General features: G+C 64.5%; 12 protein-coding genes. 7 read left to right on the top strand and 5 right to left on the bottom strand.

Annotated features, from left to right (window positions below):
- Positions 1-21 precede the first annotated feature (21 nt).
- The 5 genes from ZRA01_RS05460 to ZRA01_RS05440 all read right to left on the bottom strand — a co-directional run bounded on the left by ZRA01_RS05460 (position 22) and on the right by ZRA01_RS05440 (position 6,853).
- On the bottom strand, positions 22-882 hold the full coding sequence (locus ZRA01_RS05460) for a TRAP transporter TatT component family protein (RefSeq protein WP_218028657.1): 861 nt from the start codon (positions 880-882) through the stop codon (positions 22-24).
- A gap of 171 nt (positions 883-1,053) precedes the next feature.
- Positions 1,054-1,671 carry a YitT family protein gene (locus tag ZRA01_RS05455; protein WP_141350071.1) on the bottom strand — a complete coding sequence of 206 codons (618 nt, stop codon included), beginning with the start codon at positions 1,669-1,671 and terminating at the stop codon, positions 1,054-1,056.
- A 434-nt stretch (positions 1,672-2,105) separates the two neighbouring features.
- Entirely contained in the window at positions 2,106-4,286 is a 2,181-nt protein-coding gene (locus tag ZRA01_RS05450; RefSeq protein ID WP_246093287.1) for a PhoX family protein, read from the bottom strand.
- 183 nt (positions 4,287-4,469) lie between these two features.
- Positions 4,470-4,973, bottom strand: a complete 504-nt coding sequence (locus ZRA01_RS05445) for a phasin family protein (protein WP_141350069.1) — start codon at positions 4,971-4,973, stop codon at positions 4,470-4,472.
- 206 nt (positions 4,974-5,179) lie between these two features.
- Positions 5,180-6,853 (bottom strand): sigma-54-dependent Fis family transcriptional regulator, encoded by a 1,674-nt coding sequence (locus ZRA01_RS05440; protein WP_141350067.1) that lies wholly within the window; start codon positions 6,851-6,853, stop codon positions 5,180-5,182.
- A 258-nt stretch (positions 6,854-7,111) separates the two neighbouring features.
- Here ZRA01_RS05440 and ZRA01_RS05435 point away from each other — a divergent pair, with 258 nt between their 5' ends.
- The 7 genes from ZRA01_RS05435 to ZRA01_RS05405 all read left to right on the top strand — a co-directional run bounded on the left by ZRA01_RS05435 (position 7,112) and on the right by ZRA01_RS05405 (position 12,789).
- A complete protein-coding gene (locus ZRA01_RS05435; RefSeq protein ID WP_141350065.1) occupies positions 7,112-7,456 on the top strand; it encodes a 2Fe-2S iron-sulfur cluster-binding protein in 345 nt (114 codons plus the stop codon).
- A 608-nt stretch (positions 7,457-8,064) separates the two neighbouring features.
- Positions 8,065-8,328 (top strand): phenol hydroxylase subunit, encoded by a 264-nt coding sequence (locus tag ZRA01_RS05430; protein WP_141350064.1) that lies wholly within the window; start codon positions 8,065-8,067, stop codon positions 8,326-8,328.
- A gap of 47 nt (positions 8,329-8,375) precedes the next feature.
- Positions 8,376-9,371 carry an aromatic/alkene monooxygenase hydroxylase subunit beta gene (locus ZRA01_RS05425; protein ID WP_141350062.1) on the top strand — a complete coding sequence of 332 codons (996 nt, stop codon included), beginning with the start codon at positions 8,376-8,378 and terminating at the stop codon, positions 9,369-9,371.
- Between the two features lie 10 nt (positions 9,372-9,381).
- A complete protein-coding gene (locus ZRA01_RS05420; protein ID WP_141350060.1) occupies positions 9,382-9,651 on the top strand; it encodes an MmoB/DmpM family protein in 270 nt (89 codons plus the stop codon).
- 22 nt (positions 9,652-9,673) lie between these two features.
- On the top strand, positions 9,674-11,227 hold the full coding sequence (locus ZRA01_RS05415; protein WP_141350058.1) for an aromatic/alkene/methane monooxygenase hydroxylase/oxygenase subunit alpha: 1,554 nt from the start codon (positions 9,674-9,676) through the stop codon (positions 11,225-11,227).
- A gap of 62 nt (positions 11,228-11,289) precedes the next feature.
- The gene (locus ZRA01_RS05410) at positions 11,290-11,649 is read left to right on the top strand and encodes a phenol hydroxylase subunit P4 (RefSeq protein ID WP_141350056.1); all 360 of its coding nucleotides are present in this window, start codon (positions 11,290-11,292) and stop codon (positions 11,647-11,649) included.
- 84 nt (positions 11,650-11,733) lie between these two features.
- Positions 11,734-12,789 carry an NADH:ubiquinone reductase (Na(+)-transporting) subunit F gene (locus tag ZRA01_RS05405; RefSeq protein ID WP_141350054.1) on the top strand — a complete coding sequence of 352 codons (1,056 nt, stop codon included), beginning with the start codon at positions 11,734-11,736 and terminating at the stop codon, positions 12,787-12,789.
- The last annotated feature ends 16 nt before the right edge of the window (positions 12,790-12,805 follow it).

Raw genomic sequence — 12,805 nt, 5'->3', positions numbered from 1 at the left:
GAGGAGTCCTGGAGGGCGGATTCAGAAGAGGTCGTCGGCGTTGCCCAGCAGCCAGCGGGCGCGGCGGCGCATGACTTCGTTGGCGAGGGCGTGGGGGCTGGCGGGGCTGTCCTGCACGGCGAGGGCCTGCTGCAGCAGGGCGACGAAGGCGGCCTTGTCGCCGGCCGGCTGGGCGATGCCCTCGGCCTTGGCCACCCAGGCGCCGGCGCTGCGCCCGCCGGAGAGCCGGATGGCGTCGTCGAAGTAGCGGGTGGCCCGGGCCGGGCTGCCGCCAGGGCGGGCGACCTCGAAGCTGCCCATCAGGCTGGCCAGGTTTCCGTCGCCAAAAGCGGGGTCGGCGTGCCAGGCGAGCTCGGCGAGGCGGATGGCCAGGGGCAGGTCGGCCACCGTGTCGGGGCTGTCCTTGGAGAGGGAGATCAGCCCGCCCCAGGCGGCGGCGGCCCAGTAGGCGAGGGGGGTGTCGTCGGCCGCCAGCCGAAGGGCGCGGTCGGGCTGGGCGAGGGCGGCGGCGAAGCCCGGCTGGCGCGCCTCGAGGGCGGCCAGGGCGTGGTCGCGCCCGCGCTGGTAGAGCCGGGCGGCGCGGGCGCGCAGCTGCTGGGCGGCGCGGGCGTCGGTGGCGTCGAGGCGGTCGGCCTCGAAGGCGACGAAGGCGTAGGCGTACTGCGTGAAGCCGCCGGCCACCGCGGCGGCGAGGCCGGCGTGCTGCGGCTGGGGGCGCAGGACGGATTCGGAGAGCTTGAGGTAGAAGGGGGCGGCGTCGCGGGCGAGGTCTAGGTCGGCTTCAGCCGACTGGCCCTGGGCTGCCAGCTCGTCGGCGAGCTGTTTGATGACGAGCTGCCGGGGGGCGCAGGCGGACAGCAAAAGCGCCGCGACGAGTGCCATCAGGCTGTGCAGGACGAGCGGGCGAGACGGGGCGAAACGGCTTGCGGTGGGCGACGCCATGGGCGGTGCGACACCGGCAGGCGGGGCCGGCGTCGAGTGAAGGGACGCCGGGCACGATAGCCGCCGAATATTGCACCGGGGTTGCGCTGCGGTTGCGCCGGGGTTGCGCGGCTAGAAGCCGAAGTAGCGGTCGGGCCGGTGGTTGATGCCGATCACCAGGTTGAGGGCCGCCGCGCTGAGGATGGACAGGCCCACCTCGCCGGGGCTGATGACCAGCAGGCCGAGGCTGAGGATGAGCACGTCGACGCTCATCTGCACGCTGCCGGCGCGCCAGCCGCGGGTTTTCTGGAGGTAGATCGCCAGCACGCCGGAGCCGCCAAGGCTGGCCCCGTGGCGCATCAGGATGAGGATGCCGATGCCGGCCAGCAGGCCACCCATCACCGCGGCAAAGACCGGGTCGAGGCGATCGAAGTGCACGAGGCCGGGGATGAGCTCGGTGAACAGCGACAGGGTGCCCACCGCGCAGAAGGTCTTGAAGGTGAAGCGCTTGCCCAGCGCGGCCAGCCCGAAGGCGTAGAAGGGCAGGTTGACCAGGAACATCACGAGCCCGAGGCGCCAGCCGGAGAGGTAGTGGATGAGGAAGGACAGCCCGGTGGTGCCGCCGGTGAGCAGCCGGCTCTCCCGCAGCATGAGAATGGAGAGGGCCACGAAGAGGCAGCCGGTGATGAGGGCCTGGAGGTCTTCTATGGGCGTATGGGGCGCGGGCGCTGGGAGGTCGGCGGGGGGCATGGTGGCCGGGCTCGGACAGTGGAGGCTCATGATAGCGAAAAGGGGCGGCGGCGATGCATTGGGGAGACCCGCAGCGGGGCCATGCCGGGCCGGCTTGCCCGGGGCACAGGGCGGGCGCCGATGTGCATCCAGCGCCTCCTTGCCGGTGATGGGGTGGCCCAGATGGACGCGGCACGGGCATTGGCTGGAAGGCTTGGGGGCCGCCGGCTGCCTCCAGTAAATGTCTTTGAAGCTGCACGTCGGGGGCGGGGGCTGCCTTGTGCGTGAAGCTCTGAAACCGGAGCGGCTTCGGGGCGAGCCGCCATGTGCAGGGTATGTACAGGCCAAAAAAAGCCCGGCCGTTGCAGGCCGGGCGCTAAAAGGGAACTGACAGGACCAGAAACCCTTGGGATGCTCGTGGGGCCGGTGGCGCTGGGGCCACCGGCGGGGTGGGGTCAGACGGCGATCTCGCCGCCGTTGCTGCGGGTGATGACGACGGTGGCCGAGCGCGGGCGCTTGGTGGAGGCGGCGTCGGTCTGGCTGGCCGGCCAGTGGCTGGTCATGGCGCCAAGGCTGCCGTCTTCGCCCGGGTGCTGGACGTTGATGAACATCGTCTTGCGGTCGGGGGTCATGGCGATGCCGGTGATCTCGCATTCCTTGGGGCCGACCAGGAAGCGCCGCACGGTGGTGGGTGTGGCGTTGGCACCCTTGATGGTGGGGGTGCCGCCGGCGGCCACGGCCGCGGCACCGTCGCCGACCTTGCCGGGGATGGCGGCCAGCATCATGCAGTTGGTGACGTCGGTGTAGGCGCCGTCGTCGGTCTGGATCCACAGCATGCCGTTCTGGTCGAACCACAGGCCGTCGGGGCTGGAGAAGTCATTGACGTCGGTGAGGCCGGAGAGGTTCACGTCGGCGGCGGCGCCGGCTTCGGCGGCAAACAGGTAGATGTCCCAGGCGAAGGTGGTGGCGGCCGGGTCGTTGCCGGTTTCGCGCCAGCGGATGATGTGGCCGTTGGGGTTGCCCTTCTGGCTGGTGGTGCCGTTCTTGAGATCTTCGTAGTAACGGGGGTTGGCGGTGTCGGGCTTGAGCTGGCTGCCGGTGGGCGTGGCGGTGGGGGAAACCCGGTTGCTGTTGTTGGTGAGGGTCATGTAGACCTCGCCATTGATCGGGTTCACCGCGCCCCACTCGGGGCGGTCCATCTTGGTGGCGCCGACCACGTCACCGGCCAGGCGGGCATGGACGACCACGTCGGCCTGGTCGGCGAAGGCGTAGGTGGCGTTGCTGGCGTCGAGGCCGTTCTTGCCGTGGGTGAGCTCGACCCAGGTGCCGGAGCCGTCGGCGTTGAACTTGGCGACGTAGAGGGTGCCTTCGCCCATGTACTTCTGGCCGGCGACATGGCCCTTGCCCACGTCGGCGGCGTCCCACAGGGCCTTCGAGACGAACTTGTAGATGTATTCGTTGCGCGAGTCGTCACCCATGTAGAAGACGACCGGCTTACCGGCGACGGCCTTGCAGGGCCAGCAGCCTTCGTGGGCGAAGCGGCCGAGGGCGCTGTGCTTGAGCGGGGTGGAGGTGGGGGCGAAGGGGTCGATCTCGACGATCCAGCCGAAGGTGTTGAAGATGTTGCGGTAGTCGGCGGTGGCGCTGGCGCCGGTGACGGAGGCGCTCCAGCGGGCATAGAGGTCGTCGCTGCCGGCGGTGTCCCACAGATAGGGGCTGCGGCGGCCCTGGGTCATGCCGTAGCGGTTGAGGCCGACGACTTCCTTGGCGCTGCGCAGGGCGTTGTCGCCGGCAGCGCGGGCGATCACATTGGTGAAGTTCTCTTCGCAGGTGAGGTAGGTGCCCCACGGAGTGTAGCCGTTGCCGCAGTTGTTGTTGGTGCCGCGGGTGTCGGTGCCGGCGGGGGAGAACTTGGTCTGCACCAGGCTGTTGCCGCGGGCCGGGCCACTGAAGGCCATCGGGGTGGCGGAGGTGATGCGGCGGTTGTAGGTGGAGCCGCGCACCATGCTCATCGCGGTGCCGCTGGCGCCGCGGCGGATCTCGGCGACGCTGACGCCGTGGGCGTTGATTTCCTTGTCGACCTCGGCGGCCACGGTGCGGACGTTGTTCACCACGGTGCGGCCGGCGGGGTGCAGCGCGAAGGGGCCGACGACGTATTCGTGGTTCACGCAGATCAGGCCGCGGTCGGAGCGGTTGGCCTGGAAGGCGCCGGCATCGGACATGCCGAAGAAGTGCATGCCGTCGTGGCCATCGCCGATGCGGTTGTTGTAGGAGTCGGCGGATTCGCTGCCGTTATCGGCCCAGACGGCGTCGGTGCTGGTGAGCGGGTCACCGAGGGCGTGGAGGATGCTGACCTCGTAGCCGGCCGGCACGGTGACGATGTCGTTCTTGTTCTTGGCGACGGCGTCGAAGTTGAGGGCGAGGGCGCTGTCCTTGGTGCTGGAGCTGCCGCCACAGGCGCTGAGGCTGCCGCCGAGGAGGGTGGTGGCGGTGACGGCGATGCCGCCCTTCAGCACGCCACGGCGGCTCATGCGCACGGCGATGATGTCGTCGATGTGGGGGTTGGCGGACGGGTTGGTGCTGTCGCCGTCGTTCATGGGCGAGGTGTTCTCGACGGCATTGGACGTCATGGTCATGCTGCAGATCTCCGGTGGGCTTCGAATGGGGCGCGATGATGGGGGCTGCAGGTGACGGTTTGATTAAGGCTGGCGCTCGGTGGACGCCCGTCGAGATCGATTTACCGAGCTGGCATGGCGCACGGCACGGACCAAAAAAAACGGCGCCCGAAGGCGCCGTCTTGAAGCAGCGGTGAAACCCGATTACTTCTTGCCACCCATCTTGGTGAAGGCCTGGAAGGCTTCGGTGGAGGCCTTGGTCATCTGCTCGTAGGCAGCGCGGGCGGTGTCCATGGCGCCCTGGATGGTGCCGAGGGCGTTGTGGTCGCCGACGGGCATGCCCTTGAACATCTTCTGGATCGATTCGAACATGTCGGCGCCGCCGCCGGTGAGCTGCTCGCTGACCATCTTGCCGACTTCGGCCTGGGTCTTGGCGGTGATCTCGGCGATCTCGCGGGCACAGGACAGCATCTTCTCGGTGGTGCTCTGGGCGTAGGCGGTGCGCAGGTTCATGGCTTCGGCCGGGTCCTTGACGGAGGAGAGGGCCTTGGCGTTGGCGACGCCCTCTTCAAACAGGGACTTGGCGGTGCCAACCTGCAGTTCCATGATGCGCTGGGAGTTCTCGATGGAGAGCTGGGCCAGACGCATGGCGGCTTCGAGGTTCTTCTTCTGGATTTCGTTGAGTTGCTGTTCGTTCTTGGTTGCCATATATCCGTTCCTCCGCACTTGGGTCTTAGAAGTTTGTTTAGAGATGACGTCGATCAGCGACTCATCGATATCTCACCTCAAAAAGATAGCACACCGCTTTGGTGCATGAAGCATTGCAGATCAAAAATTTGACGTGTGCAATACGAATTGTTGCGCTGCAGCAACAGTCGCCCGGGCCCGCAATCAGCCCTTGCCGCCGAGTGGATTCATTGGCCGCTGCTTTGCTTCTTGAGACGGTAGTTGAGCTGGGGTCGGGTGATGCGCAGGAGGCGCGCCGCGCGCGACAGGTTGCCACCGGATTCGCGCACCGCATGCTGGATCAGGGCTTCCTCGAGGGCGTCGAGACCGACCCCGGACTCGATCACCCGGGAGCACAGATTGCCGAGCACGACCTCGGCGTCGGCCAGGCTGCCGGCGGCATCGACGAAGTGCTCGGCGTCGTCGTTGTCATAGCTCTCGGCGAAGAGGTGTTCGATTTCTATCCAGTCGTTCTGGGGGGTGAGGATGATCCCCCGTTCGATGATGTTCTCGAGTTCGCGGATGTTGCCCGGCCAGGCGTAAGACTTGAGGGCGCGCATGGCCTTGTCGGTGACGCCGGCGACATGTTTGTCGTGGAGTGCGCTGAAGCGGTGCAGCATCGCCTCGACCATCGGCGGGATGTCGGTGAGGCGCTCGCGCAGGGGCGGGATGGTGACCGGGTAAACGTTGAGCCGGTAGAACAGGTCGCTGCGGAAACGCCCGGCCTTGACGGCGGCCTGCAGGTCGACGTTGGTGGCAGCGACGAGGCGCACATTGATCTTGCGGACCCGTTCGTCACCGAGGCGCTCGATCTCGCCCTCCTGCAAAACGCGCAGCAGCTTGGCCTGGGCGGAGAGGGGGAGCTCGCCGACTTCGTCGAGGAAGAGGGTGCCGCCCTCGGCCCGCTCGAACTTGCCCATCCGCGACGCGTGGGCGCCAGTGAAGGCGCCTTTCTCGACGCCGAAGAGCTCGGATTCGATCAGCTCGTGGGGCAGGGCGGCGCAGTTGACGGCGACGAAGGGGTTTGCCGAGCGTCGGCTCATGTCGTGGAGGGCGCGCGCGAAACGCTCCTTGCCGACGCCGGTCTCTCCCAGCAGCAGGACGGTGACCTGGGTTACCGCGGCCTTGTCGATCAGCGAATAGGCGCGGCGAAAGCCCGGCGATGAGCCGATGAGGTTCTGGGGTTGCCGGCTACCTTCGATGGAGGCGCGCAAGGCGTCCACCTGGCCGCGCAATTCGAGCATGTGGTTGAGGATGGAGTCGGCTTCGTAGTAGGGGGTTAGTTCGTGGGCGTCGGGCCACTCTTCGACCGGCTTGCCGACGATGCGGCACTGGTTGCGCCCGGTGGCGGCGCACTCGACTTCCTTGAACAGGATGAAGCGCCCCATGAAGGCCGAGGTGTAACCCGAGGCGTAGCCGATCTGCATCCAGCAGACGGAGTCGTGGGTCTGGCCGTATTCGCGGACGTGGACTTCGGCTTCGTAGGAGTTGTCCCACAGGAATTCGCCACTGAAATGCCCGCTCGGCACATCCATCTCGATCTTGACCGGGGTGACGATCACGCTGCCTTCGAGCATGTGCAGCTGGGGGCCGGCGACGAAGGCATCCTGCTCGCTGCGCCCGAACCTCACCTTTTTGGCGAGTTCCGCGTCACGGGTGCCCGAGGCGTAGCCCATCCGGGTGAGTATGCGGCGGGCCTGATCGATGCCTACCGAGTCGATGAGCTCCTTGCGCAGGGCCGACAGGGCGGCGGTGTGCATCAGGAGCATGCGGTTTTCGTCGAGCCAGATCAGCCCCTTGTCGGCGCAAAAGCGAACGAGATTGCGCAGGTCGCTATCCGGCGGGTATCGGGTGGTGCTCACGTTCTCTCCTCCGGTCTTCTCCGCTGCTCGGTAGAAGTTGTGATGACCGGCAAGATCGGCCGGGGCAGCGGTTGTGTGCTTTTATACCACGCGCACCGACCCGCTTCGAAGGGCTCAGTGCATAGCCTCGGCTTATGAATAAATAAGCTTGTGTTATTGCTTAACTACGATAATAATACAAAATCTCGAGAAAACGGTGAAGAAATCTCGACCTTGCAGGTTCACCGACAAGAGTGTCCGCATGGGGGGAGGGGAGAAATGGCAGAAAAATTTTTGGTTCATATCGAAAACAGCGCTGAAACCTACCTCTGCGCCTCCGATCAGGATTTGTTGCGGGGCATGGAGGCCCTGGGCCGGCGGGGCATTCCGGTCGGCTGCCGTGGTGGTGGCTGCGGGGTGTGCAAGGTGCAGATCATTTCCGGCGAGTACGAGGCGCGCAAGATGAGCCGCTCCTATGTGAGCGCCGAAGAGATCGCCCAGGGCATCGTGCTGGCCTGCCGGGTCTATCCGCGCAGCGAGATCCGGCTGGAAGTCCAGGGCAAGATGATCAAGGCCTTCGGAGGTGTGACCGGGCCGTGTCCGGAGAAGTTGCCCAAGCCGTGAGTGGTTTTTTGTAGCGCAGTTCGGGTTTTTAGTTTTTGCGACCGGGAGCATCAAGCTGGCAGATCCCTCCCTCCTGTCAGGCTCCCCGGTTTTTTTGGCCGCCACGTTTTCGTGGCGGCCTTTTTTTGTGCGCCCGGCTTGGGCGCCCGTCTCCCGGAGCCAATATCTGGCGGGGAAAGCCCCGTCTCTCCCGCCGCTCCAGGGATGTCGGGGTGACTTGTGGCAACGGCGGGGCGTCGGTGCCCGTCGGCCAGGCCGGTGGTCGCGCAGGCGGCAGGTATGAAATATGCGTAGTACGAGCGGTGGGGCGATGGAGCAGGTGACGGGGTGTGCATCGATGCGGAGCGCGAACCGCTGCGCAGGCCTTGTCTCTGGCGGTCCGTGCTGTTCAAGGGCGGATTCGGTGGGGCTAAATTCTACTTATGAGCCTATTAACCAGAACATCAAGTTGCATTGCAGCAATTCATCAATTGGTTGAGCCCGCATCAGGGTTTTTCTCGAAAATTTTTATCGGAAAATAAATTTTTGTTCTAAATCAATTTCTTGTCGAACCTGGCACGTCGCTTGATATAGGAAAGGTGCAGTTCCCCGACCAGACAGAGGAAGTAATGAGCGAGCCGACAGAGAAACCGGTAGACATGAATCGCAAGTATGTCCGACTCGTTGAAAGGCGACCGGACGGGTTGGTGGAGTTCGAGTTTTCCATTTCCGATCCGACGATCTTCGTTGAGATGCTGCTGCCCGAGGCCGCCTACGAAGACTTTTGCCGGATGAACCGGGTGGTCCTTCTGGAAGGCACGCGCCCGGATGAAGAGGGGGATGGAGACTTCAACTGGACGCTGCACGAGGCGACCCACCAGCGCTTTCGCTGACAACTCCGGCGCAAGCCCGGATTCGACACAACAAGGAGGAGAAATAGATGCAAATCGACCTGCAAACCATCGCCATCAAGCCGCTGCGGCACACCTTCGACAACATCGCCCGCCGTATCGGCGCGGACAAGCCTGCCACGCGTTACCAGGAAGGCACCCTGGACATGCAGCAGGAAGCCAACTACCACTATCGGCCGACCTGGGATCCTGATCACCTGATCTACGACCGTGCACGCACGGTCATCAAGATGGCCGACTGGTATTCCTTCAAGGATCCGCGCCAGTTCTACTACGGCGCCTACACGATGGCCCGGGCCAAGCAGCAGGACACCGCCGAGGCCAACTTCGACTTCGTCGAGAGCCGCGGCCTCGCTGCCAACCTGCCCGAAGAGGTGCGTGACACCGTGCTGAAGCTGCTGGTGCCGCTGCGTCACGTGGCCTGGGGCTCCAACATGAACAACGCGGCAGTCTGCGCGTACGGCTACGGCACGGGTTTCTCGCAGCCGCACATCTACCACTCGATGGACCAGCTGGGCATCGCCCAGTACCTCACCCGCGTCGGCCTGCTGCTGGGTGGTGTCGATGTGCTCGACGAGGCCAAGACGGCCTGGATGGAAGACGACACCTGGCAGGGCCTGCGCCGTTTCGTCGAAGACAGCATGGTGCTCAAGGACCCGTTCGAGCTGTTCGTCGTCCAGAACGTCGTGCTTGACGGCCTGCTCTACCCGCTGGTGTACGAAACCATCATCGACGATGTGCTCTCGGCCAAGGGCGGCACCTCGGTGGCCATGCTCACCCAGTTCATGACCGACTGGTTCGCCGAAACCAAGAAGTGGGCCGACGCGACCGTCAAGACGGCCGCCGCCGAGTCCGACGAAAACAAGGCCATCCTGACCAAGTGGATCACCGAGTGGCGTGACCGCGCCGCTGCCGCGCTGGTGCCGGTGGCCCGCATCGCCCTGGGCGATCGTACCGATGAGCTGGTGGGTGAAGTCGTCCAGCAATTTAACGCCCGCATGGCCAAGGCCGGCGTGGCTCTGTAAGGGAATCCTGATGTCCACCGTATTCATCGCACTGCAGACCAACGAAGATACCCGTCAGATCGTCGACGCCATCCTCCAGGACAACCCCCATGCCGTCGCCAACGAGCAGCCGGCCATGGTCAAGATCGACGCCGAAGGCAAGCTGGTCGTGCGTCGCGAAACCATCGAAGAGCTGATCGGCCGCCCCTACGATCTGCAGGAAATGCAGATCCACATGATCACCATGTCTGGCAACCTCGACCAGACCGATGACGAAATGACCCTTTTCTGGAACGCCTGAGAGCCCCAAAGGAGACAAAAAAATGGACATGCAAGTCGCCAAGAAAAAACTCGGCCTGAAAGAGCGCTACGCGGTGATGACGCGCGGCCTCGACTGGAAGCCGTCTTACCAGAAGATGGAAGACATCTACCCGTACATCGCCTACGAGGGGATCAAGATCCACGACTGGGACAAGTGGGAAGACCCGTTCCGCCTGACCATGGACGCCTACTGGAAGTACCAGTCCGAGAAGGAGCGCAAGCTCTACTCGGTGCTCGACGCCTACGTCCAGAGCAACGGCCACCTCAACGTCACCGACGCCCGCTACCTGAACACCGTCAAGCTGTTCATCAGCGGCATCAGCCCGCTCGAATATGTGGCGCACCGCGGCTTCGCCCACGCCGGCCGCCAGTTCCCCGGCCCCGGCCCGCGCGTCGCCTGCCTGATGCAGTCCCTCGACGAGATCCGTCACGCCCAGACCCAGGTCCACGCCGTCTCGAACTACAACAAGTACTACAACGGCATGCATGACTTCCATCATGCCCACGACCGCGTGTGGTTCCTGTCGGTGCCGAAGAGCTTCTTCGACGACGCCATCACCGCCGGCCCGTTCGAGTTCATGGTGTCGATCGGCTTCTCGTTCGAGTACGTGCTGACCAACCTGCTGTTCGTGCCCTTCGTTTCCGGCGCGGCCTACAACGGCGACATGGGCACCATGACCTTCGGTTTCTCGGCCCAGTCCGACGAAGCCCGCCACATGACCCTGGGCCTCGAAGTCATCAAGTTCATCCTGCAGCAAGACCCGGCCAACGTGCCCATCGTGCAGCGCTGGATCGACAAGTGGACCTGGCGCGGCTACCGCGTGCTGACCCTCGTCGCGATGATGATGGACTACATGCTGCCCAAGCGCACGATGAGCTGGAAGGAGGCCTGGGAGGTTTACTTCGAGCAGAACGGTGGCGCGCTGTTCAAGGATCTGGCCCGCTACGGCATCAAGATGCCCGACTGTGCCGCCCAGATCGCCCTCGAAAAAGACCACCTGTCGCACCAGGCCTGGAGCACCTTCTACAACTACGGTGCCGCCACCAACTTCCACAGCTGGATGCCGGACGAGGACGAAATGGCCTGGCTGTCGGCGAAGTACCCGAACAGCTTCGACAAGCACTACCGCCCGCGCTACGAGTTCTGGCGCGAGCAAGCCGCCAAGGGCAACCGCTTCTATAACAAGACGCTGCCCATGCTGTGCCAGACCTGCCAGATCCCGCTGGTGTTCACCGAGCCGGGTGACCCCACCAAGATCTGCTACCGCGAAGTCGACTACAAGGAAGACAAGTACCACTTCTGTTCGGATCACTGCAAAAAGATCTTCGAAGACGAGCCCGAGAAGTACGTCCAGGCCTGGCTGCCGGTGCACCAGATCTACCAGGGCAACTGCTTCCCCGAGGGCACCGATCCGACGGTCGAGGGCTTCGACCCGCTGGCTGCGGTGCTGAAGTACTACCACCTCGAGCACGGCCGCGACAACCTCGATTTCGAAGGTTCGGAAGACCAGAAGAACTTCGAAGCCTGGCACGGTCAGGCCACCAAGAACATCTGATGCCCTCGGCCGCGGGCCCATCACCGGCCCGCGGTTCGTGCGCCAATAACTGGAGACAAGACATGGCTGTAGCTGCCGTCAAGGAATACCAATTTGCCCCCGCAGACTCCGTGGACAAGTTCCACGGCAACCAACTGCTCTACATCGGCTGGGAAGACCATCTGCTGTTCTGCGCCCCCTTCGCCTTCCCGTTCCCGCCGGCGATGCGCTTCGGCGACATCATCGCCGGCGTGCTGCCGGGCGTCTTCGGCTACCACCCGGATTTCGCCCAGATCGACTGGTCGAAGGTCGAGTGGCTGAAGTCGGGCCAGCCCTGGCAGCCGGACGTGGAGAAGTCCCTGGCCGAGAACGGTCTGAAGCACAAGGACGTGATCCGCTTACGCACGCCGGGCCTGACCGGCATCAAGGGTTCCTTCAGCTGAACCCGTTGTAAACGGGCGGCCCGCCGTGGCGGGCCGCCCTGCGCCGAGCCAGTAGTTCGCCAGACCGAGAACGGATAACAAAGCATGACCTACGAACTGACCATTGAACCGATCGGCCAGACGATCGAAGTCGAGGACGACCAGACGATTCTCGACGCCGCCCTGCGCGCCGGCATCTGGCTGCCCCACGCGTGCTGCCACGGCCTGTGCGCCACCTGCAAGGTGGTCGTGACCGACGGCGAGGTGGATCACGGTGAGGCCTCCAGCTTCGCGCTGATGGACTTCGAGCGGGACGAGGGCAAGACCCTGGCCTGCTGTGCCCGCCTGCAGAGCGACGTGACCATCGAGGCCGAAATCGACGAAGAGCCGGATGCCGAATCCATCCCGGTGCGGGATTTCCCCGGCACGGTGTCGCGCATCGAAACGCTGACGCCGACCATCAAGGCGATCTTCATCGAGCTCGACGAGGCGATTCATTTTCAGGCTGGCCAGTACGTCAACGTTCACCTTCCCAGCCTCAACATCAGCCGTGCCTTCTCGCTCGCCAACGTGCCGTCCACCGGCCGCGAGGTTGAGCTCAACATTCGCATCGTCCCGGGCGGCGTGGGCACCACCTACCTCCACGAACAGCTCAAGGCGGGCGACCGCATCAAGATCTCCGGCCCCTATGGCCGCTTCTTCGTGCGCAAGTCGGCCAACTCGGCGTCCATCTTCATGGCAGGCGGCTCGGGCCTGTCGAGCCCACGTTCGATGATCCTCGATCTGCTCGAAGAGGGCAGCACGCTGCCGATCACCCTGGTCTATGGTCAGCGCACCCGCAACGAGCTCTACTACCACGAAGAATTCGTGGCGCTCGCCGAGAAGCACCCCAACTTCACTTACGTCCCGGCGCTGTCCGACGAGCCGGCCGATTCCGACTGGACGGGCTTCCGCGGCTACGTGCATGACGCAGCGAAGGCGCACTTCGACAACGACTTCCGCAACAACAAGGCCTACCTGTGCGGGCCCCCGGTGATGATCGACGCTTGCATCACCACGCTCATGCAGGGCCGGCTGTTCGAGAACGACATCTACACCGAGAAATTCTTCTCGGCAGCCGATGCGCAGCAGGTCCGCAGCCCCCTGTTCAAGCGGGTTTGAGCGATGACGCCCGCCT

The organism is Zoogloea ramigera (assembly GCF_006539865.1).
In the GTDB taxonomy this organism is placed as follows: domain Bacteria; phylum Pseudomonadota; class Gammaproteobacteria; order Burkholderiales; family Rhodocyclaceae; genus Zoogloea; species Zoogloea ramigera.
This window is presented reverse-complemented; position numbering and strand designations above follow the sequence as displayed.